Annotated in this window: 23 protein-coding genes; 12 read left to right on the forward strand and 11 right to left on the reverse strand. The window is 73.9% G+C overall.

The features are described 5' to 3' along the window. The first annotated feature begins 26 nt into the window (after positions 1–26). Positions 27–497, forward strand: coding sequence for a group II truncated hemoglobin (locus ACIA8L_RS20835; RefSeq protein ID WP_395906825.1), 471 nt, complete (start codon positions 27–29; stop codon positions 495–497). Between the two features lie 55 nt (positions 498–552). Then, on the forward strand, positions 553–834 hold the full coding sequence (locus ACIA8L_RS20840; protein ID WP_395906827.1) for a hypothetical protein: 282 nt from the start codon (positions 553–555) through the stop codon (positions 832–834). Here the strand turns inward: ACIA8L_RS20840 and ACIA8L_RS20845 are convergent. After that, positions 800–1771 (reverse strand): helix-turn-helix transcriptional regulator, encoded by a 972-nt coding sequence (locus tag ACIA8L_RS20845; RefSeq protein ID WP_395908046.1) that lies wholly within the window; start codon positions 1769–1771, stop codon positions 800–802. The genes ACIA8L_RS20840 and ACIA8L_RS20845 overlap by 35 nt on opposite strands. A gap of 45 nt (positions 1772–1816) precedes the next feature. Between ACIA8L_RS20845 and ACIA8L_RS20850 the strand changes: the two genes are divergently transcribed. The 3 genes from ACIA8L_RS20850 to ACIA8L_RS20860 all read left to right on the forward strand — a co-directional run bounded on the left by ACIA8L_RS20850 (position 1817) and on the right by ACIA8L_RS20860 (position 3786). Next, a complete protein-coding gene (locus tag ACIA8L_RS20850) occupies positions 1817–2347 on the forward strand; it encodes a DUF664 domain-containing protein (RefSeq protein ID WP_395906829.1) in 531 nt (176 codons plus the stop codon). A gap of 66 nt (positions 2348–2413) precedes the next feature. Further along, on the forward strand, positions 2414–2737 hold the full coding sequence (locus ACIA8L_RS20855) for a hypothetical protein (protein ID WP_395906831.1): 324 nt from the start codon (positions 2414–2416) through the stop codon (positions 2735–2737). Positions 2738–2880: 143 nt separating this feature from the next. Beyond that, on the forward strand, positions 2881–3786 hold the full coding sequence (locus ACIA8L_RS20860; protein ID WP_395906832.1) for a GNAT family N-acetyltransferase: 906 nt from the start codon (positions 2881–2883) through the stop codon (positions 3784–3786). Between the two features lie 182 nt (positions 3787–3968). Here the strand turns inward: ACIA8L_RS20860 and ACIA8L_RS20865 are convergent, their stop codons facing one another. Together ACIA8L_RS20865 and ACIA8L_RS20870 are read right to left on the reverse strand one after the other, a co-directional pair. Then, entirely contained in the window at positions 3969–4178 is a 210-nt protein-coding gene (locus ACIA8L_RS20865; protein ID WP_395906834.1) for a hypothetical protein, read from the reverse strand. Between the two features lie 75 nt (positions 4179–4253). Continuing rightward, complete coding sequence (locus ACIA8L_RS20870; protein WP_395906836.1) at positions 4254–5156, reverse strand: UbiA prenyltransferase family protein; 903 nt, start codon at positions 5154–5156, stop codon at positions 4254–4256. A gap of 47 nt (positions 5157–5203) precedes the next feature. Here ACIA8L_RS20870 and ACIA8L_RS20875 point away from each other — a divergent pair, with 47 nt between their 5' ends. The 3 genes from ACIA8L_RS20875 to ACIA8L_RS20885 are packed head-to-tail and all read left to right on the forward strand — an operon-like array spanning position 5204 to position 7678. After that, positions 5204–6172: a proline racemase family protein gene (locus ACIA8L_RS20875; protein WP_395906838.1), complete on the forward strand. Its 969-nt coding sequence runs from the start codon at positions 5204–5206 to the stop codon at positions 6170–6172. Then, positions 6169–7020 (forward strand): ornithine cyclodeaminase family protein, encoded by an 852-nt coding sequence (locus ACIA8L_RS20880; protein WP_395906840.1) that lies wholly within the window; start codon positions 6169–6171, stop codon positions 7018–7020. The genes ACIA8L_RS20875 and ACIA8L_RS20880 overlap by 4 nt, the downstream gene beginning before the upstream one ends. Further along, positions 7007–7678 (forward strand): cytidylate kinase family protein, encoded by a 672-nt coding sequence (locus ACIA8L_RS20885; RefSeq protein WP_395906842.1) that lies wholly within the window; start codon positions 7007–7009, stop codon positions 7676–7678. The genes ACIA8L_RS20880 and ACIA8L_RS20885 overlap by 14 nt, the downstream gene beginning before the upstream one ends. Here ACIA8L_RS20885 and ACIA8L_RS20890 read toward each other — a convergent pair. Together ACIA8L_RS20890 and ACIA8L_RS20895 are read right to left on the reverse strand one after the other, a co-directional pair. Beyond that, positions 7666–8292, reverse strand: coding sequence for an HAD family hydrolase (locus tag ACIA8L_RS20890; RefSeq protein ID WP_395906844.1), 627 nt, complete (start codon positions 8290–8292; stop codon positions 7666–7668). The genes ACIA8L_RS20885 and ACIA8L_RS20890 overlap by 13 nt on opposite strands. 66 nt (positions 8293–8358) lie before the next feature. Next, positions 8359–8970, reverse strand: a complete 612-nt coding sequence (locus tag ACIA8L_RS20895) for an NlpC/P60 family protein (protein ID WP_395906846.1) — start codon at positions 8968–8970, stop codon at positions 8359–8361. Positions 8971–9041: 71 nt separating this feature from the next. On the opposite strand from ACIA8L_RS20895, the gene ACIA8L_RS20900 reads away from it, so the two are divergent. After that, positions 9042–10193, forward strand: a complete 1152-nt coding sequence (locus ACIA8L_RS20900; protein ID WP_395906848.1) for a trans-sulfuration enzyme family protein — start codon at positions 9042–9044, stop codon at positions 10191–10193. Here ACIA8L_RS20900 and ACIA8L_RS20905 read toward each other — a convergent pair. Further along, positions 10174–11025, reverse strand: a complete 852-nt coding sequence (locus tag ACIA8L_RS20905) for an NAD(P)H-binding protein (protein ID WP_395906850.1) — start codon at positions 11023–11025, stop codon at positions 10174–10176. The genes ACIA8L_RS20900 and ACIA8L_RS20905 overlap by 20 nt on opposite strands. Positions 11026–11097: 72 nt before the next feature. Between ACIA8L_RS20905 and ACIA8L_RS20910 the strand changes: the two genes are divergently transcribed. Beyond that, entirely contained in the window at positions 11098–11775 is a 678-nt protein-coding gene (locus tag ACIA8L_RS20910; RefSeq protein WP_395906852.1) for a TetR/AcrR family transcriptional regulator, read from the forward strand. A 69-nt stretch (positions 11776–11844) separates the two neighbouring features. On the opposite strand, the gene ACIA8L_RS20915 is transcribed toward ACIA8L_RS20910, so the two are convergent. Together ACIA8L_RS20915 and ACIA8L_RS20920 are read right to left on the reverse strand one after the other, a co-directional pair. Further along, a complete protein-coding gene (locus tag ACIA8L_RS20915; protein WP_395906854.1) occupies positions 11845–11997 on the reverse strand; it encodes a hypothetical protein in 153 nt (50 codons plus the stop codon). Continuing rightward, positions 11994–12470, reverse strand: a complete 477-nt coding sequence (locus tag ACIA8L_RS20920) for a hypothetical protein (protein WP_395906856.1) — start codon at positions 12468–12470, stop codon at positions 11994–11996. The genes ACIA8L_RS20915 and ACIA8L_RS20920 overlap by 4 nt, the downstream gene beginning before the upstream one ends. Positions 12471–12696: 226 nt before the next feature. Here ACIA8L_RS20920 and ACIA8L_RS20925 point away from each other — a divergent pair, with 226 nt between their 5' ends. Beyond that, complete coding sequence (locus tag ACIA8L_RS20925; protein WP_395906858.1) at positions 12697–13443, forward strand: hypothetical protein; 747 nt, start codon at positions 12697–12699, stop codon at positions 13441–13443. On the opposite strand, the gene ACIA8L_RS20930 is transcribed toward ACIA8L_RS20925, so the two are convergent. The 3 genes from ACIA8L_RS20930 to ACIA8L_RS20940 form a co-directional block, all read right to left on the reverse strand. Then, positions 13440–13730 (reverse strand): peptidoglycan-binding protein, encoded by a 291-nt coding sequence (locus ACIA8L_RS20930; RefSeq protein WP_395906860.1) that lies wholly within the window; start codon positions 13728–13730, stop codon positions 13440–13442. The genes ACIA8L_RS20925 and ACIA8L_RS20930 overlap by 4 nt on opposite strands. A gap of 66 nt (positions 13731–13796) precedes the next feature. After that, positions 13797–16430, reverse strand: coding sequence for a DEAD/DEAH box helicase (locus ACIA8L_RS20935; RefSeq protein ID WP_395906862.1), 2634 nt, complete (start codon positions 16428–16430; stop codon positions 13797–13799). A gap of 141 nt (positions 16431–16571) precedes the next feature. Beyond that, a complete protein-coding gene (locus ACIA8L_RS20940) occupies positions 16572–17354 on the reverse strand; it encodes a universal stress protein (protein WP_395906864.1) in 783 nt (260 codons plus the stop codon). Positions 17355–17510: 156 nt separating this feature from the next. Between ACIA8L_RS20940 and ACIA8L_RS20945 the strand changes: the two genes are divergently transcribed. Then, entirely contained in the window at positions 17511–17921 is a 411-nt protein-coding gene (locus tag ACIA8L_RS20945; protein WP_395906866.1) for a hypothetical protein, read from the forward strand. Positions 17922–18105: the final 184 nt, after the last annotated feature.

Genomic DNA, 18105 nt, shown 5'->3' on the forward strand with positions numbered 1-18105 from the left:
CACCCGCTACATGATCAGCTCGAACCGTGGCTGACGACAACGGTATTCCGAGCCTGTACGAGTGGGCCGGTGGCAGCGCGGCGTTCGAGCGGCTGTGCGAGGCGTTCTACCGCCAGGTCCGCGTCGATGACGTGCTCGCGCCGGTGTTCGCGCACATGGACGCCGAGCACCCGCGGTTCGTGGCGATGTGGCTGGGCGAGGTGTTCGGCGGGCCGGCGGCCTACACCGAGCAGCGCGGCGGCTACCCGCACATGCTGCGCAAACACCTCGGCCGCGCCCTCACCGAGCCGCAGCGGCGGCGCTGGCTGAGCCTGATCGTAGACGCCGCCGACGAGGTCGGGCTGCCGGACGACCCCGAGTTCCGGGCCGCGTTCGTCGGCTACCTGGAGTGGGGCACCCGCCTGGCCGTCGCCAACTCCCAGCCGGACGCGCGGCCCGTCACCGAGGCGCCGGTGCCGAAGTGGGGCTGGGGCGTCGCACCGCCGTACATGCCCTGACATCGGCGGCATGTCAAACATGACGGGATCGGTGCCGATGCGGTAAGACATACACATGCGTGACTGGATCGGGATCGGTCTGAGCCTGACTGGGCTGGCGGTCATCGTGGTGGCGCTGGTCCTGTGGGTGCGCAGCCGGGCCTGGCGACCGGCCCGGCAGAGCGGGGAGGCCTGGCGCCGGTCGTCGGTGGCCACGTTCGGGGCGCTGTTCCTGCTCGAGGCCGGGCTGCTGATCCGGCCGCACGCCTGGCCCTTGACCATCCTGTATCTGGCGGCCACGGGGATCGCGGTGGCCGGGCTGCTCATGTGGTATCTGGAGCGCCGCCGGCTGCGATAGCGGCCTGGGACAGCCGGCGGCCGATCGCCGCCACGGCCGCGCGCAGCTCGGGGCCGCCCTCGACGTGGATCGGCACGGGGAACGCGGCCAGCTGCTGGGCGTACCAGTTCGGGTCGCCGGTCGTGGCGATCAGCCGGCATCGTGACGTCCCCGCGGGTTCCAGCCGGCCGAGGGAGCGCGGGACCCGTTCGGCGGCCGCGGCGTACGGGGCCTCGACCAGGACGTTCACCGCGTAGTCCCAGCCGGTGGCGAGCTGCTCCTCCAGGGCGGCCAGGGGGTCGAAGGGCGGTGGGGGCTCGAACGTGGTGTGCAGGACGTCCACGGACCGGATGCGGTCGACCCGGTAGGCGCGGCGGGCACCGGCGCGGTGGGACCGGCAGAGGAGGTACCAGCGGCCGAAGCGGACCACGACGGACCACGGGTCGGCGTCGGTGGTGAACACCGCACCGGACTCGGGCCGGTAGCGCAGCCGGACCCGGCGCCGCTCCGTGCACGCCTGGACGAGGGTCGCCGTCGTCTGCGGGTCGGCCCGGGCGGGGGAATGTCCAGCTGACTGCCCGGCGGCGGCGGAGCGGCGGACGGCCTCCGCCTGGGTACCGATCGGCTCCGGGAGGGTCCGGATGAGCTTGCCCAGGGCGCTGTCGATGGTGGCGTCGGGCCGGCTGTCGAGGACGGCCATGACCAGGCCGAGCGCCTCGGTCGCGGTGAACAGCAGGGGCGGCGGCCGTTGACCCCGCCCGACGTGGTACCCGCCATAGGGCCCCCGCACCGACTCGATGGGGATGCCGGCCTCGCGCAGGATCGCCACGTATCGGCGGGCCGCCCGCTCCGACACGCCGAGCCGGGCCCCGATCCGCTCGGCCGTGATCCCCGGAGTGCTCTGCAGCAGCTCGAGGGTGACGAGCGCTCGCGCGACGGGGGATTCCACGGGGTTCATCATTCCGGAAGCGTTCCGTCCGGAATAGGTCCTAGGGTGCCAGGCATGTACGAACCGAAGCCCGACGCCGGCGAGACCGAACTCCTCCTGTTCGCCCTCGAACGATCCCGCGCCCAGTTCGCCTGGAAGACCGGCGGCCTCGACCGGGCGGCCCTGTCCCGCCAGCTCCCGCCGTCCGCGATGACCCTGGGCGGGCTGCTCAAACACCTGGCCGCGGTCGAGGAGCGCTACACCATCGACTTCACCGGCCGCCCGCCCGGCCCGCCCCTCGACGCCCCGGAGGCCCTCGCCGACCCCGGCTGGGTGTGGCGGAGCGCGGTCAACGACGAACCGCGGCAGTTGTACTCGCTGTGGGAGGCGGCCGTCACCCGCTCCCGCGCCGCCATGGCCGAGGTCCTGCACGGCGAGGCCGCGCTGGACCGCCCCGCCGAGTACACGCGGTGGGACTCGGGCGAGTCCCCGAACCTGCGCCGCATCCTGATCGACCTGCACGACGAGTACGCCCGCCACGTCGGGCACGCCGACCTCCTCCGCGAGGCCGTCGACGGCCTGGTCGGCGAGGACCCGCCGGCGTGACGGACCCGCGCGGCCGGCGGCCGCGCACGGCGGCCGGATTGCGCCCGGTCGGTAGACTCGACACACATGACGACTCTGACCCGTAGGTTCGCCGCGGTCACCGCCGCCGTGGTGCTCGGACTCGGCGGGCTGACCGCCTGCAGCACCGACAACGTCGACTGCACCACCAACGCCTGCACCGTCACGTTCGACCGCGGCGTGGACGCCGAGTCCTCCGTGCTCGGCGTCGACGTCAAACTCGAAGGCGTCGAGAACGGCCAGGTGAAGCTCGACGTCGGCGGCACCGTCGTCAGCGTCCCCGTCGACGGCAGCACCCAGGCCAACGGCTTCGACATCTCGGTCCAGAAGGTCACCGACGCCGAGGTCGTCGTGCGCATCCAGACCAGCTGAGCCGTTTCGCCCGCCGGGGCTCGGTTAATCCGTTGCGGGTGGGTGGGGGGCAGGGTAGGAATGCGGGCGGCGACGAGGGATCGCTGGAAGGGAGGGATCTGCCATGTTCGCAGTTCGCGCACCTCACATTGGAGCGGCTCAACATGCATGTCACCTTTCGGCCCATCGGCGGGCCTGAGGAGCTTCCACTCTTCCTGCGATTTTCCTACGACCTCGACGGCGAAGTCGCCGACGATCTGACCACCGGGCGGCGGCGGGAATCCTGGCTCTGGATCGCCACCCGGGGGGACGAGGTTCTCGCCCGGGCCGGGTGGTGGGCCCGCGGCGGCGCGGCCGGGCCCTACCTCATGGACTTCCTGGATTTCGCGCCGGGTGAGAGCGGTACCGCCGAAACGCTTGTCACAAAGGCCCTCGAAGCGATCGTGCCGGCGGGAGAGAAACCGCCGGAGTTCGTGCGATATGTCGCGCCCGACTGGGGTCAGGATCCGGCGGGGGTACCGTCGATCGTGCGCGTCCTGGAAAATCTCGGCGCGCACCTGCTGGTCGAACGGCTGCGGCTCGAATGGCGGCCCGGGACCGCGATACAGCCGTCCGGCGGGATCGAGTTCCGGCCATTCGCGAGCACTGAGGAAGCGGTCGCGCTCATGACCCGGGCCGTCGCCGGGACGCTCGACGCGCACAACCGGGCCGACCTCGACCGGATGACGCCCCGGGAAGTCGCCGCGGAGCACTTCCACGGCGAGCTCGAACGCTGGCCCAGCCCGCAGTCGTGGTGGCGGGTGGCCATGCTGCCCGGCGGGGAACCGATCGGTTTTGTGTTTCCCGCGCGCAACGACTACGGGCCGATCATCGCGTACCTCGCGGTCCTGCCCGAGCACCGCGGGCACGGATACATCGACGCGATCCTGGCCGAGGGAACCCGCGTCCTGGCCGAGCAGGACGCCCCGCGGATCCGGGCCAGCACCGACGTCGGCAACGGCCCGATGGCGGCCGCGTTCGCCCGCGCCGGCTATGTCAACTATCAGAAGGAACTCAATATGACCTGGTAGCCCCCGGCTACCGTCGCCGCATGACCCTGTCGATCCGCCCCGAGCACCGGCGCCACCGCGGCCCGCTCGTGGCGGTGAGTGTCGTGTCCCCGCGCTACCCCTGGCGTTCCCGCTGACGGTCGTGGCGATGGCCATGGCCGCCGTGGTCGTGTGGGTCGTCCGGCCGGCGATCCCGTGACCGGTCAGCCCTTGGCGCGTTTCATGAGCACGGTCCGCAGCGACGCCAGGTCCGAGCGCCCCGGCCGACCGGCCTGCACGTTGACCTCGCCGACCGCCTCCCAGCCCTCGGCCCCGGCCCGGCGCATCTCGGCGGTGAACTCGTCGAACGCGTCCTGGATGTCCCGCCCGTCACCCCGGTACAGGTCGATGTACCGATACTCCCACGTCGTCACCGCGCGATCCTCCCACACGCTTCGTTGAACCACGGTCGCTGTGGGTGCGTGGCAGTCGGCAGGAGGCTCCATCGGTCAGACGGGGGCCGGTGGCCCGCCGCCGATGTAGGCCAGGGCGAAGCCTGCTGTCGGGACGCCGAACAGGACCGACAGCAGCGCCAGGCGGAAGATCGACGGGCGCCGGGTCAGCGCGGCGTAGGCGGCGACCAGGACCGGGGCCAGGCACAGCTGCGGCACCAAAGTCTCGCGCGGGACCAGGACGTCCAGGGCGGCGCACCCCAGCGAGATCGCGAGGGCCGCGGCCCACAGCACGACACCGGTCCAGAAGGCGAAGCGGGGGCCGTACCGTACGGCGAACGTCGTGTACCCCGCGCTCACGTCCGCGGCCAGATCCGTCACCGTCGTCGGGATGTACAGGGCGGCCGCGAACAGCAGGCCGATCGCGGCGAACGGCCACGGGAACTCCCACGGCGGGCGGGTGACGGCCCACCCGGCGGCCGGGGACACGACCCCGACGACGACCGCGTTCACCGCGACGTCCCAGCCGGGGCGGGTCTTCAGGCGCAGCGGCGGGACACTGTAGGCCCAGCCGAGCGCGAGGACCCCGGCGACGCCGAGGACGAACAGCGGGCCGACGAAGCCGGCGGTACCCACGGAGGCGGCGGCGATCAGGCGGTACCACATCCGGAGGCTCTTGGCGGTCAGTCGGCCCGTGACGAGGGGCGCGCCGGCCTTCCTCGGGTTGGCCCGGTCGCTGGGCAGGTCGTGCAGGTCGTTCTGGGCGAGGACGGCGCCCCAGATGAGCGGGCCCAGGACCAGCAGTGCGAGCAGGGAACGCGGCACGTCGGGGCGGGCCGGGAGCCACGTGTGCGAAGCGAGGACGGTCCCCAGGTAGGCCGGCACCCACGACACCGGCCAGAACCACGGCCTCGACACGGCCACGAGCAGGAACGCCGGTCTGTCCAGGACCCCCGTCATGCCCCCATCCTCGTACCGGGCGCTGTGGCCGGGCTGAGAATGGACGCATGGAGATTCGTACCGTCGACTACCACACCGGCGGGGAGCCGTTCCGGATCGTGCCGGAGCCGCCCGTCGCCATCCGCGGGCGCACGGTCGCCGAGCGCCGGATGTTCGCCATCGACGACCCGGACGTCGACGGGCTGCGGCGGCTGCTGTGCTTCGAGCCGCGCGGGCACGCCGACATGTACGGCGGCTTCATCGTGCCCCCGAACGACGACGGCGCGCGCTTCGGTGTCCTGTTCTGGCACAAGGACGGGTTCTCGACGGCGTGCGGGCACGGCACGATCGCGCTCGGGGTGTGGGCCGTGCGGTCAGGGCTGGTCGACGCGCCCGACGACGGCGTCACGGACGTGCCCATCGACGTGCCGTCGGGCCGGGTCGTCGCGCGGGTGCACACGGCCGGCGGCAACGTCACGGCCGTCGATTTCGTGAGCGTGCCGTCATACCACATCGCGACGAGAACGATCGGCGGGATGTTCGTCGACATCAGCTTCGGCGGGGCCATCTACGCGCAGCTGGACGTGGCGACGGTCGGGCTCACCGTCACGCCCGGACGGCACCAGACGCTGATCGCGTTCGGCCGGAAGGTCAAGCGGGCACTCGCCGACGACCCGGTCTCGAAGCACCCGATCGACGAGCGGCTTTCCGGGGTGTACGGCACGATCCTCTACGAGACCCTGAGCCCACTGCACCAGCGCAACGTCACCATCTTCGCCGACGGCGAACTGGACCGCTCCCCGTGCGGCTCCGGCACCGCCGCCCGCGTCGCCACCCTCACCGCGGCCGGCGTGATGCGGCCGGGCGACACCCTCGTCCACGACTCGATCGTCGGCTCCCGCTTCACCGCGACCGCCACCCCCGGCCCCGGCGGCACGGTCATCCCGATCGTCACCGGCATGGCCTACCCGACCGGCGAGCACCGCTTCACCGTCGACCCCGGCGACCCGATGACCCCGGGGTTCGTGCTGCGATGACGATCCCCTGGTTCGACGCGGCCACCATCAACCGGCTCCTGCCGCCCGCCGACGCGGTCGAGGCCATCGAACGGGCATTACTCAACGGCTTGGATCCGGCGGCGGGGGTACCGCGCGTGCCCGTCACCGTCCCCAAAGGACAGTTGCTGCTGATGCCGGCCACGTCCCCGGCGAGCGTCGGCGTGAAGCTGGCCACGGTCGCCCCCGCCAACGCCGCCAAGGGCCTGCCGACGGTCAACGCGGTCTACGTCCTGTTCGACGGGGACACGCTGCGGCCGGTCGCCCTGTTCGACGGCGCCGCCCTCACGACCCGGCGCACCCCGGCCGTCTCGATCGCCGCCGTCCGCCCGTACCTCCGACCGCGCCCCTTGCGCGTCGTCGTCTTCGGCGCCGGGCCGCAGGGCCGCGGCCACCGTGACACCCTGGCCGCCGTGGCCGAGCTCTCCACTGTGGACATCGTCGGCCGCACCGCCCGGCCCGGCGTCACGACCGGCGTCCCGGCCGCCCTCGCCACGGCCGACGTCGTCGTGTGCGCCACCACGGCCCGCACCCCGCTGTTCGACTCCCGGGTCCTGCGCGACGACGTGGTCGTCATCGCCGTCGGCTCCCACGAGCCGGACGCCCGGGAGGTCGACGCCGCCCTGTGCCACCGCGCCACCGTCATCGTCGAGGACGTCGCCACCGCCCTGCGCGAGTGCGGCGACCTCATCCAGGCCGGCCTGCCCGCGGACCGCCTCACCCCGATGCACCGGCCCCGCCCGGTCGCGGCCGGGCCGGTCCTGTTCAAGGGCTCCGGCCTGGCCTGGCAGGACCTCGTCGTCGCGGAGGCCGTGTATGGGCGCGCGTGACGAACTCCTCGCCGCCCTGGCCGCGGCGGTCCAGGCGGTCGCCGTCGCGCACCCGGTCCGGGTCGCCGTCGACGGGGCGCCCGCCGCCGGCAAGACCACCCTCGCCGACGAGCTCGCCGCCGTCCTGCGCGGTCAGGGCCGCGACGTGATCCGGGCGACGATCGACGACTTCCTGGTCCCGCGGGCCCGCCGCTACCCGCGCGGCGAGTACTCCGCCGAGGGCTGTTACTTCGACGCCCACGACCGCACCGCGCTGACCCGGGTCCTGCTCGACCCGCTCGGCCCGGGCGGCGACCGGCGCTTCCGGCCCGCCGTCTACGACCACGCCACGGACACGGTGCTGGCCCCGCCGGTCACCACCGCCCCGGCCGGCGCCGTGCTGGTCTTCGACGGCGTCTTCCTGCTGCGCCCGGAGCTGCTCGACCGGTGGGACCTGCGGATCTTCGTGTCCACCGACCTCGAGCGGACCGTGGCCCGGGCCGTCGTGCGCGAGCGCGCGGTGGCGTCGCGGGCCGACGTCGAACGGCGCTGGCGGGAGCGGTACATCCCGGCCCAGCGCCTGTACTTCGCCCGGGCCGACCCGGCCGGCCACGCCGACGTCGTCGTGGCCAACGACGACCCGCAGCGGCCGGTCTGGCTGGTCCGCTACCCCGGCTGACGGTCAGGTCGCAGCAGGAGGTCGGCCAGGTCGCCGAGGTCGGTCAGGCGCAGGTCGGCCTCGAGGCCGCGCAGGGCGGCGACCGTGCCGCCCGCGGCCCGGCCGGCGGCGATGCCCGGCTCGGAGTCCTCGACGACCAGGCAGCCGGCCGGGTCGACGCCGAGGCGGGCGGCGGCGGCGAGGTACGGGTCCGGGTGGGGCTTGCCCCGCTCGGTCTCCTCCACCGTCACCAGCAGCGGCGGCGTGATGCCGGCGGCGCCGAGGCGGGCCCGGGCCAGGCGCTGGTCGGCGCTGGTGACCACGGCCCAGGGCAGGTCGAGCTCCTCGAGCGCGATCAGCAGCCGCTCGGTGCCGGGGGTGGCCACGACGTCGTCGAGGTCGGTGTACTGCAGCTCCAGTTGCCGGGCGGCCGCCGCGAGGACGGCCGCGGGCGGGTACCCGGGCCGGACCGCCCGGATCGTCGTTGGGGCCGGGTTGCCGTGCATGAGCGGCCGCAGCTGTGCGATCGGCACCCCGGCCTCGGCCGCCCACCGCTCCCACGCCCGCTCGACGGCCGCGTCGGAGTCGACGAGGGTGCCGTCCATGTCGAGCAGTACCGCCGCGAACCGTCGCATGCCGCCTCCAGCCAATAAACTCGTGGTTCGAGTATATTCCGGGAGCAGCGGGAACCCCGGGGCGGGTCAGACGCCGGTCAGGTGGACGTAGGCGACGATCTGCTCCTCGCGGGGCAGGTCCTGCAGGTGGACGGAGACGCCGGTGTGCCCGGCGTTCACGACCGTGTCGTCACCGATGTACAGCTCCACGTGGCCGCCGTTGTTCGTGAACACCAGGTCGCCGGGGATCAGCTGGGCCCGGGTCACCCGCTCGCCGACCTTGATCTGGTCGTAGGTGACGCGGGGGAGCTGATAGCCGGCCGCCTCCCACGCCTTCATCACCAGGCCGGAGCAGTCGAACGTGTCGGGGCCGGCGGTGGCGAACTTGTAGGGCTTGCCCACCTGGGCCTTCGCGAACGCGATGGCGGTCGCGGTCTTGCGGGCCCGGATCGCCGCCGCGTCGTCGTGCAGGACGAGGGTCTGACCGATCCGGATCAGGGTCGAGGTCCCCAGGCTGTTGAGGCGCTGCAGGTCCTCGACCGTCGTGCCGTTGCGCCTCGACAGGTTCCAGAGGGTGTCGCCGGGCTGCACGGTCACCGTCTGCGGACGCTCGGTGGCGTGGGCGGGCTGCTGCGGTACCAGCGAAATCGGCACTGCCAGCAGGGCACCGAGAACCGCGGTCATCCGTCTATGTCGCATGGAGGGAACATAGCGAAGAAAGCTCGCCTACGTGGCAAATCGGGCATTCCCCGGAGGCGATACTCAGGGATATGGAGATCCGCCCGAGCATGACCCGGCTGCTGCACCCCGACGTCCCCGCGCGGCCCGGCGGGGTTCCGGTGACGACGCCGGTCTATCAGACGAGCACCTATGAGCTGCCGCGGACCGCCGAGGCCGCCCAGATCGCGGAGGCCGTGGCGCCCGTCGGCTACTACACCCGCTACGGCTCCCCGAACGCCGCCGAGGCCGAGGCCATCCTGGCCGACCTCGACGGCGCCGAACGGGCACTGCTGCTGGGCAGCGGGATGGCCGCGGTCAGCGCGGCGCTGCTGTCCAACGTCCGGGCCGGGACCAGGGTCGTCGCCCAGACCAACCACTACACGGCCGCCCTCACGCTGCTGCGGGACGTCCTGCCCTCGTTCGGCGTCGATGTCTCACTGGTAGCGCAGGAGACCCTCCAGGACGCCGTCGACGACACCACCGACCTGGTCTACGCCGAGACGCCCAGCAACCCGGCGATGGTCCTGACCGACCTCGCCGCCGTCCGCGCGGCCGCGCCCCGGGCGCTGTTCGTGGTCGACAACACGTTCGCCTCCCCGTACAACACCCGGCCCCTCGACCTGGGCGTGGACCTGGTCGTGCAGTCGGCGACGAAGTACCTCAACGGGCACAGCGACGTGACCGCCGGGGTCCTCACCGGCCGCGGCGAGCTCATCGACCGGGCCTGGGACACGGCCCGCGTCCTCGGCCCCACGTGCCACCCGTTCGAGGCGTGGCTGCTCGCGCGCGGCCTGCGCACGTTCCCGCTGCGGATGGCCCGGCACAACGCCAACGGCCAGGCCGTCGCCGAGGCCCTGGCCGCCCACCCGGCCGTGACCGCCGTGCACTACCCGGGCCTGCCCGGCCACCCGCAGCACGAGCTGGCCCGGCGCCAGATGGCCGGCTACGGCGGCATGCTGTCGTTCACGGTCGCGTCCGCCGAAGCCGCGAACACGGTCCTGCGCGGCACGCGGCTGGCCCGCAACGCGGTGAGTCTGGGCGGCACCGAAACCTTGATCACGCACCCGGTGAGCCTGCTGTTCACGCACGGCGACACGGCCGCCGGCATCAACCCGGCCCTGCTGCGGCTCTCCGTGGGCCTGGAGGAGCCGGAGGACATCATCGCCGACCTGGTGGCCGCGCTCAGCCGAGCAGGGTCTTGAGGTATTCGCGCACCGGCGTCGCGGGGCGCCCGATCAGCTCCTCGAGCAGCGGTCCCGTCGTGGCGAACTCGCCCCGGCGGGACGCCTCGAACATGCCGAGCAGCATCGTCGCCTGCTCCTGCGGCACACCGTGGGCGATCAGCCCGTCGACCCACTCCTGGTCGTCGGCGACCACCCGCCGCACCTCCCGGCCGGTGAGCTCGCCGACGATCGCCGCGACCCCCGCGAGGTCGACGGCCTCGGGCGCGGTCAGCGGGGCCGTCGGCCCGTCGAAGCCGCCGCCGGCCAGGATGGCGGCCGCCGCCTCGGCCAGGTCGGCGTGCGCGGTCCACGACACCGGCCCGTCGGCCGGTGCGACCAGCTCGCCGGTCTGCGCGGCCCGGCCCAGCAGGTGCGCGAGGGTGCTGGCGTAGAAGCCGTTGCGCAGCGCGGTCCACGGGGTGCCGCTCGCCGCCAGGTAGGCCTCGGTGGCCGCGTGGTCGGGCATCGGCGCGAACCGCGAGTCCGGGCCCGCACCCTGATGGCTGGTGTACAGAATGCGCCCCACCCCGGCGTCCCGGGCGGCGTCGATCGCGGCCCGGTGCTGCGTCAGCGCGGCCTCGCCGGTAGTGCTGGTGGACACGATGAGCACCTGCCCGGCCCCCGCGAACGCCTCCTTGAGCGTCTCGGGCCGGGTGAAGTCCCCCAGCCGCGCGCCGGGGATGCCGGCCGCCTGCGGATCGCGCACGCTGACCCCGACCCGCCCGGCCGCCACCCGCGCCTTGAGCCGCTCGACGATCTGGCTCCCGAGCTGCCCGGTCCCGCCCGTCACGATGATCAGATCACTGTTCATGGTCTGAGCTTAACAGCGTTAGCAACGTTGTTCGCAAGTCGCTGTTACCGTCGTTACATGCAGAATGGGCCGGTGACTGCGAGCCGGGAGCAGACCAGGACACGGATCGTCGAGGTGGCCGCCCGCCTTTTGCGCGAGCAGGGCGCCGCCGCCGTGACCGTCCGCGCGGTCGCGCAGGAGGCCGGCCTGCAGGCCCCGACGATCTACCGCTTCTTCGAGGACAAGGACGCCCTGCTCGACGCGGTCGCCGAACACGTCATGGCGGTGTACGTCGCGGACAAGGCCAAGACCCCGGCCCTGGCCGACCCCGTCGAGGACCTCCGCGCCGGCTGGCGGACCCAGATCGACTTCGGCCTGGCCAACGGCGCCCTCTACACCCTGATGAGCGACCTCACCCGCACCCGCCCGTCCCCGGCCGCCGAAGCCGGCCGCGAGGTCCTGCGGGCCCGCGTCCACCGGATAGCCGCCGCCGGCCGCCTCCGCGTGCCGGAGGACCGCGCCGTAGCGCTCATCCAGGCCGCCGGCACGGGCGCGGTGCTGACGATCCTCTCGACGCCCCCGGAGCTGCGCGACCCCACGCTGGCCGACGACCTGCTGACCGCGGTGCTGGCCGTGATGTTGAACGACGTGGCGGCGGTACCGTCAGACACCCCGACCGCCGTAGCCGTAGCCTTCCAAGCCGTGGCGCCGACCCTGCCGACCCTGACCCCGGCGGAGCGCTCGCTGCTCAGCGAATGGCTGAGCCGCTAGACGGCCCTCGGCCCCGATCCACCGGCTCGCGGTGCTGTCAGGCGAGGCCGGCCTGCTCCGGCACGCCGGTCAACCCGCAAGACGAGGACCCGCATGGCCGGCGGCGCAGCGCCAGCCGTGGTCCGGTTCATGCAGCCAGGTCTGGGTCAGGCGCAGCCGGAACGTCTCCGGCTCGGCCGTGCCCCGGCGGACCACGTCCACCGCCACCGCGGCTGGGTTCACACGGGCTCCGGCTGGGCGCGTAGGACCGCGGCCAGGTGGCCGGCGGCGCCGCACAGGGCCTGGACCGCGTCGTCGGCCACGGGGCCGGGGGTGTAGCCGGCGGACAGCAGCTCCACCAGCACGCCGAGCGTGGTGACGACGGCGTCCGCGACCGGGTCGGGGCGGCGGCCCCGGCTGCGGGTCATGGTGTGCTGCACCCAGGCCAGGCGGGCCGCCTGCAGCCGGTCCAGGCCGGCGGGGCCGGCGGCGGCGCGGTCGGCCGCGTGGTGCAGGTCGGCGCGGTCGTCGACGGACAGGGCGGCCCGGGACTCCAGGGATTCCTGGCGGTCGGTGAGCGCGGCCGTGATGTGGGCCAGGAGGTGGGCGCGCCGGCTGTCGGGGTCGAGGTCGCGCATGATGTACACGGGGTCGCCCGGGATGCCCAGGACGGTCATCGCCCGCAGCAGGTCGTCGGTGGTCGGCAGCGGCTCCATGAGCGCCACCCTAGACCGGGGCCGGCCCGTCCCGGCTGTGACAAATCCGGCCGGTGGACGCTCGCGAACATCGCGGGCCGAACGGCGCAATCCCGTGGAAAGACGGGCGTTTCCGCACCAGGAGGGGCGGGTGAGCAGCGTCTCCGGTTGCCCTTAGGCTGTGTCGAGTTCGCGGCGGCGGCCGGTCCGGCGACCCGCTAGATTCCCGCGCATAGGAGGTGGCACGGTGTCACAGAGTGCGAACGGGGATGACAACTTACGGCGGCGCAACGCCTGGCTCTATTACCTGGTTGTCGGTGGGGCCGGCGTCGTGCTGTGGCCGATCAACGTGCTGCTGCACGACGAGTTCTGGCCGCAGGTGCTCACGGAACTGCTGTTCCTGGGCAACCTGGCCGCGTGGTTCATGGTGACCCGGCGGACCCGCAAGCCGCGGACCCTGCGGGTGCGGCCGGGCGCGTTCGAGGCGCCGCCGTCGTACTTCCGGCTGGCGTTCGCCGCCGCCGGGGTGATCCCGCTGGTCGGGGTCGCGCTCGGGTGGCTGGCCGACGATGACGACTGGGGTGTCTACAACTGGATGATGTTCGCGGCGATGCTCGCGTTCGTGTTCCTGGCGGGATACGGCCTCATGACGCTCATCCGGGGCACCGGGCGCCTGACGCTGCGCGCCGACGGGCTCACCGTCGTCGACGGCACCACCACCCACGACATCCCGTGGGAGGCGGTATTGTCCGGGCCGCTGCCGACCGTGTTCGGGGTCGGCAAGGTCGGCATCCTGTGGCCGGAGCTGGTCACCAGCCGCGGCTTCGGCCGCAAAAAGAACCTGCAGCGCATCCCGCTCCAGGTGCAGACCAGCGCGGTCGACCGCGAGTTCCTGCACGAGGCGATCAACCACTACCTCAACCACCCCGAGGACCGCGAGACGATCGGCACCGCCGACGGTCTCCAGCACCTCCAGGAAACGGTGGCCGCCTAGGCGGCCATGCCCAGCGAGCGCAGGTGGCGGGCCTCGCGGGCGGAGCGGGTCAGGGCCTGCACGGTGCGCGGGCCGGCGAAGCCGTCGACGACCAGGCCGGCGCGGGCCTGGAAGCGGCGCAGGGCCTGCGGCACCTCGGCCTCGAACGCGCCGGCCCGGATCAGCCCGACGTCGGTGAGCAGGGCCCGGACCTCACGCGGGTCGGCCGGCGGGACGGCGTCGTCGGTGGCGTTGACGGTGCCGGCCAGCGCGGCGCCGACGACGGTGAAGATGCGGCGAACGGTCATACGTCGAGTGTGCGACCCCGGACCAGGCCCGTCGTCAGGGAAAACCCTGCGAAGCGACCCTGAAAATCACAGCTCGAGGGCGGCCCGGACGGCGTCGCCGCGCCAGCGGCTCGCAAACGCCTCGCGCAGCGTCCAGCCGGCCCGCAGCAGCGCCCGCTGCCGTTCCAGGTGGGCGGCGTTGCCGTCGGGGTGCGGGGCGCAGAGGTACCCGGCACCGTCCACGACCAGGTCGACGGACCAGTCGCCGACCTGGTAGTCGGTGAACACCTCCCGGCCGGCGGCGCGCAACTCCGCGGCGAGACGGGCTGCGAACGGTACCGATGCCGAATCGTCTTTGGCACGAGCACCGGACGGCGCCGAGGCGTGCGCCAGGAAGTCCGCGACCAGGCCGCTGCCGCCGCCGGTGAGGGAGGTGACCACCACCAGGTGTTCGCGGGCCCGGGTGGTCATCACGTTGAACAGGTTGGGCTCGGCCACGAACCGCTGCCGGGCCGGGGTGTCGCCGTCGACGAGGCCGAGCGAGACGATGACCGTGGCCGCCTCGCCGCCCTGGAACGCGTGGACGGTCCCGGAGCGCAGCCCGAGCCGGTCGATCTCCTCCACCGCGAACGCCTTGACGAGGGCCGCCTCGATCGCGTCGGCCTGCGGGCGGAACGGCGTGACGACCCCGATCCCGGTCCGGCCCGCGGCCGCCAGCCGGCGCACGGTGTCGAGGACGGCGTCGACCTCGGCCTGGTTGACGCCGTCGCGCACCGCTCCCCCGGCGACGCGCACGACGTCGATCGCGTCGGCGCGCTCCGCGGCCGGGGTGCGGGTCATCAGCGTGAGCCGGCCGTCGTAGAAGCGGCGGGCCGCGAACGCGATCAGGTGCGGGGTGCAGCGGTAGTGCTCGCCGAGCCAGGTGACCGGGGCGGCGCCGACGGCCACGTCGTACGCGCTGGAGCGGCGCACGTCGATCCGGTCCGGCAGCCCGTGCCGGGCGAGGGTGGCGGCCACGTCGACGTCGGCGACGAACGACACGAACCGCAGCTGGCTCGGGTCGCCGGCGACCAGCGCCCGCTTGGCCCGGGCCAGGACCGGCGCGGCCCGGATCTGGTCGATGTGCGCGGCCTCGTCGAGGATCACCAGGTCGAACAGGCCCGGCGTGGGCGGCAGCAGGTCCTCGACGTCGGCGACGGTGCCGACCCACAGCGGCAGCGCGCGGACCAGGGCCGGCCCGTCGAGCGCGGCGAGGGCCTCCCGGCGGCGGTTGCGCCCGGCCCGCAGCGCCGTCCCGAGCTCGGCGGCGCTGCTCAGGGCCGCCTTGCCCCACCGGTCGGCGGCGGCCGCGGCGTCGCGCATCAGGGCCCCGACCGCCGCCCGCAGCCGCGCGTCGGCCTCCAGCAGGGCCGGCCACACCGCCCCGAGATCGGTGCCGCCGTTGACGGCCAGAGTCGCCGCGGCCCGGTCGGCGGCGAGCGCTTCGAGCAGCGCCGGCAACCGCTCGGGCCCGACGCCGCTGCGCCGCCGGACGCGCCATTCCCGCAAAAACCGAGAAGCCAGAAGCTTTTCCGCCGTTGGTACTGCGAAATCGTCGCGAAACACCAGGGGCGCCTCGGCCCGCAGGCCCGCCAGCAGCGGCTCCCACACCGCCATGGTCGCCGCGGTGCGCTCCAGGTCCAGCGCCGCCCCGATACCGGCCTCGAGCCGCTCGACCGCGCCCGCCGCGGCCCGCACCGCCGCCCGCCGCTCGTCCAGGCGCTTCGCGGTGACCCCCTCGGGCCGCCCGGCCGTGAGCGTGAGCGCGAACCGGTCCCGCCGCTCGGCGTCGCCGAACAGCACCGGCTCCGCCCCCGGGAACCGGCTCAGCAGCCCGGCCAGGACCTCGGCGGCGTGCGCGGCCTGGGTCGCGACGAGGACGGACCCGCCGCGGTGCACGGTGTCGAGCGCGGCCGCGACGACGGCGTGGCTCTTGCCGTTGCCGGGCGGCCCGGACACGACGACGACCGGCTCCCGCCGCACCCGCCGGACGACGTCGCGCTGGGCCGGGTTCAGCGGCAGCGGGGAGTGGACGCGTTCGTCCTCCTCGCCGCGTCCGGCGGCGCTGTCCCCGTACACCTGGGCGAGGGCGGTGGCTTCCAGCCCGGTGCGGGCCGACCAGGCGCGCAGGGTGTCGCGGAGGCCGGGGGTGGCGACGTCCCGGCCCACGTACAGCGCGGCGACGGCCTCACCGATCAGGTCCTTTCCCGGCTCGAACCCGGCCGCCCGGGCCGCGGTCTCGATCCAGGCCGTGGTGCCGATCGCGGTCAGCCACGGTGCCGTGCCGATCCCGGGCGCCGCCTCCAGCGCCGCGGCGAGCTCGCGGTCGGCGATGAGCGGCGTGATCTCCAGGTCGCCGGCGGGCGTCACACGGTACCCCCGCAGCCTCGTCCCGGAACCCTCGAGCCGGACCGGCTCGTAGAGCAGCGGCAGGCGAACGGCCCGGCTGACCCCGTCGACCTCGGCCGTCCCGGTCAGCCAGGCCCACCCGCGGCGCAGGAGGCGCTCCTCGCGGTGCAGCGAGTCCAGGGCGGCCAGACGCTGCGCGGCCGCCCCCGCGGGCACCCGGTCCGGGTCGGTGAGCCGCAGCGGCGCGGGCGCCCCCTTGGCCACGTCGAGCACGCGATCCCGCCCGGCCGGCGCGAGGTCGGCGAGCGCGGCGAGGACGCGGCTGGGCTCCATAGGTGCCTGCGAGTTTAGGCCCTGCCCGCACGCGCCGTTCGAGCCGAGCCGGAGTCGGCCGTCGCCGAGGTGCCCGCGACGGCCCGGCGGCCGGTGGTGTGACCGGGCCGTCGCCGAGTGTGCCCGCAGCGGACGCCGGGCTTAGACGCTGCGGGTCACCATGACGGGGGCGGCGGCGTGGTGGACGACGAGCTGGGTGACGGGGTTGGGCCGGGGCTGCTCGTACCAGCCGACCCGGTGCGCGCCCACGACCAGCATCAGCGCGGAGCGGGCGGCCTCGGTCAGCGTCTCCAGCACGCCGGTGTCGCGGCCGTCGAAGCGGGTCTCGACCTCCGGGTGCCGCCGCAGCCACGGCTCCAGGCCGGCCGCCACCGCCGCGTGCGGCCGCGAACGGCCGGCGTGCACCGCCAGGAGCGGCACGTGCCGGGACGCCGCCTCGCCGTAGCCGAACGCGAGGGCCCGCTCACTCGACGGCGAACCGTCGACCCCGACGACGACGGGCCCGGCGGCCGGCAGCGCGGCGAGCGGGTCGGCCCAGCGCCACCCGTTGTTGACGACGAGCACCGGGCAGTGCGCGAATCCGGACAGGTGCGCCCCGACGGACACGTCGAGCAGCCCGCCGTCGTGGACCCGGCCGCCGATGACGACCAGCGCGGCGGTGCGCGACTGCTCGCGCAGGACGTGGGCCGGCGCTCCGCCCGTCGTCATCGTCTCCACCGCGATCCCGGGCTGCCAGGCCCGCGCCTCCGCGGCCGCGTCCAGGACGAGCCCCTGCCCGTCGGCCGGCCCCTCCCACGACAGGGCGTGCACGATCCGCAGGACCCGCCCCTGCCGGGCCGCCTCGTCCGCGGCCCACCGGACCGCACCGAGCGATGCGGCCGACCCGTCGACGCCGACCGCGATCGGCCTGTGTTCCAGGAGCATGTCGCACCTCCTTTCCCAGTCCACCGTCCCTCTCGGGCGGCCCCGGGACAAGGGCTTACGGCGACGGGGGTACCGCACCGGCCGCGACACGGGGCCGACGGCCGCCCGGCCGTGGCAGGACCGGCCGCACCTGGACACCGGCGGCGGACCCCGATCGTGTACGTTGCCGTTCGACCGTCGTCGAAGCCCGGGGAGCGCGAGACCAACATGGACATCAACGACTTCTGGGTGGCCATTCCCGTCGGCCTGCTCATCGGGGTCCTCGGGCGCCTCGTCCTGCCCGGCCGCCAGTCGATCGGCGTGTTCATCACGTTCCTCATCGGCGTCGGCGCGGCCCTGCTGGGCACGTTGGTCGCCGAGCTGTTCAACCTCGACGACAAGGCCGTCGTGAAGGTCTGGAAGATCCAGTGGAGCTGGTGGGAGCTGGCGATCCAGGTCGTGTTCGCCGCCATCGGCATCGGCCTGGCCAACATGCTCACCTACACGAAGCTCGCCTCGGGCAACGCCAAGCCCCGCAAGCGCGCCGCCCGCAAGCGCACCACGAAGAAGAAGACCGACGACGACTGACCCCTGACCCCGCGCGTCCCGTCAAGGCTCGCATCCCCCGAACGCCGACGGCTCGCCGAGGGCATGAGTCCGGCCATCTCGGTCCGCCGCACACGCGGCCCGGGCGGTCACCGCTTTGTCGTTGCGCCCGCAGACCGCCCGACCGTCCGACGCGGGCCGTGCAAATCCCGCAGATACCCCGTCG

Source organism: Dactylosporangium sp. NPDC051541 (genome assembly GCF_044454505.1).
Taxonomy (GTDB): Bacteria; Actinomycetota; Actinomycetes; order Mycobacteriales; family Micromonosporaceae; genus Dactylosporangium.

Coding starts and splice junctions, on each gene's coding strand:
- ACIA8L_RS20845 (WP_395908046.1), bottom strand. CDS start 1,771: ATGAACCCCGTGGAATCCCCCGTCGCGCGAGCGCTCGTCACCCTCGAG.
- ACIA8L_RS20905 (WP_395906850.1), bottom strand. CDS start 11,025: ATGAACAGTGATCTGATCATCGTGACGGGCGGGACCGGGCAGCTCGGG.
- ACIA8L_RS20840 (WP_395906827.1), top strand. CDS start 553: ATGCGTGACTGGATCGGGATCGGTCTGAGCCTGACTGGGCTGGCGGTC.
- ACIA8L_RS20900 (WP_395906848.1), top strand. CDS start 9,042: ATGGAGATCCGCCCGAGCATGACCCGGCTGCTGCACCCCGACGTCCCC.
- ACIA8L_RS20920 (WP_395906856.1), bottom strand. CDS start 12,470: ATGGAGCCGCTGCCGACCACCGACGACCTGCTGCGGGCGATGACCGTC.
- ACIA8L_RS20895 (WP_395906846.1), bottom strand. CDS start 8,970: ATGCGACATAGACGGATGACCGCGGTTCTCGGTGCCCTGCTGGCAGTG.
- ACIA8L_RS20870 (WP_395906836.1), bottom strand. CDS start 5,156: ATGACGGGGGTCCTGGACAGACCGGCGTTCCTGCTCGTGGCCGTGTCG.
- ACIA8L_RS20875 (WP_395906838.1), top strand. CDS start 5,204: ATGGAGATTCGTACCGTCGACTACCACACCGGCGGGGAGCCGTTCCGG.
- ACIA8L_RS20930 (WP_395906860.1), bottom strand. CDS start 13,730: ATGACCGTTCGCCGCATCTTCACCGTCGTCGGCGCCGCGCTGGCCGGC.
- ACIA8L_RS20880 (WP_395906840.1), top strand. CDS start 6,169: ATGACGATCCCCTGGTTCGACGCGGCCACCATCAACCGGCTCCTGCCG.
- ACIA8L_RS20890 (WP_395906844.1), bottom strand. CDS start 8,292: ATGCGACGGTTCGCGGCGGTACTGCTCGACATGGACGGCACCCTCGTC.
- ACIA8L_RS20855 (WP_395906831.1), top strand. CDS start 2,414: ATGACGACTCTGACCCGTAGGTTCGCCGCGGTCACCGCCGCCGTGGTG.
- ACIA8L_RS20940 (WP_395906864.1), bottom strand. CDS start 17,354: ATGCTCCTGGAACACAGGCCGATCGCGGTCGGCGTCGACGGGTCGGCC.
- ACIA8L_RS20885 (WP_395906842.1), top strand. CDS start 7,007: ATGGGCGCGCGTGACGAACTCCTCGCCGCCCTGGCCGCGGCGGTCCAG.
- ACIA8L_RS20860 (WP_395906832.1), top strand. CDS start 2,881: ATGCATGTCACCTTTCGGCCCATCGGCGGGCCTGAGGAGCTTCCACTC.
- ACIA8L_RS20850 (WP_395906829.1), top strand. CDS start 1,817: ATGTACGAACCGAAGCCCGACGCCGGCGAGACCGAACTCCTCCTGTTC.
- ACIA8L_RS20935 (WP_395906862.1), bottom strand. CDS start 16,430: ATGGAGCCCAGCCGCGTCCTCGCCGCGCTCGCCGACCTCGCGCCGGCC.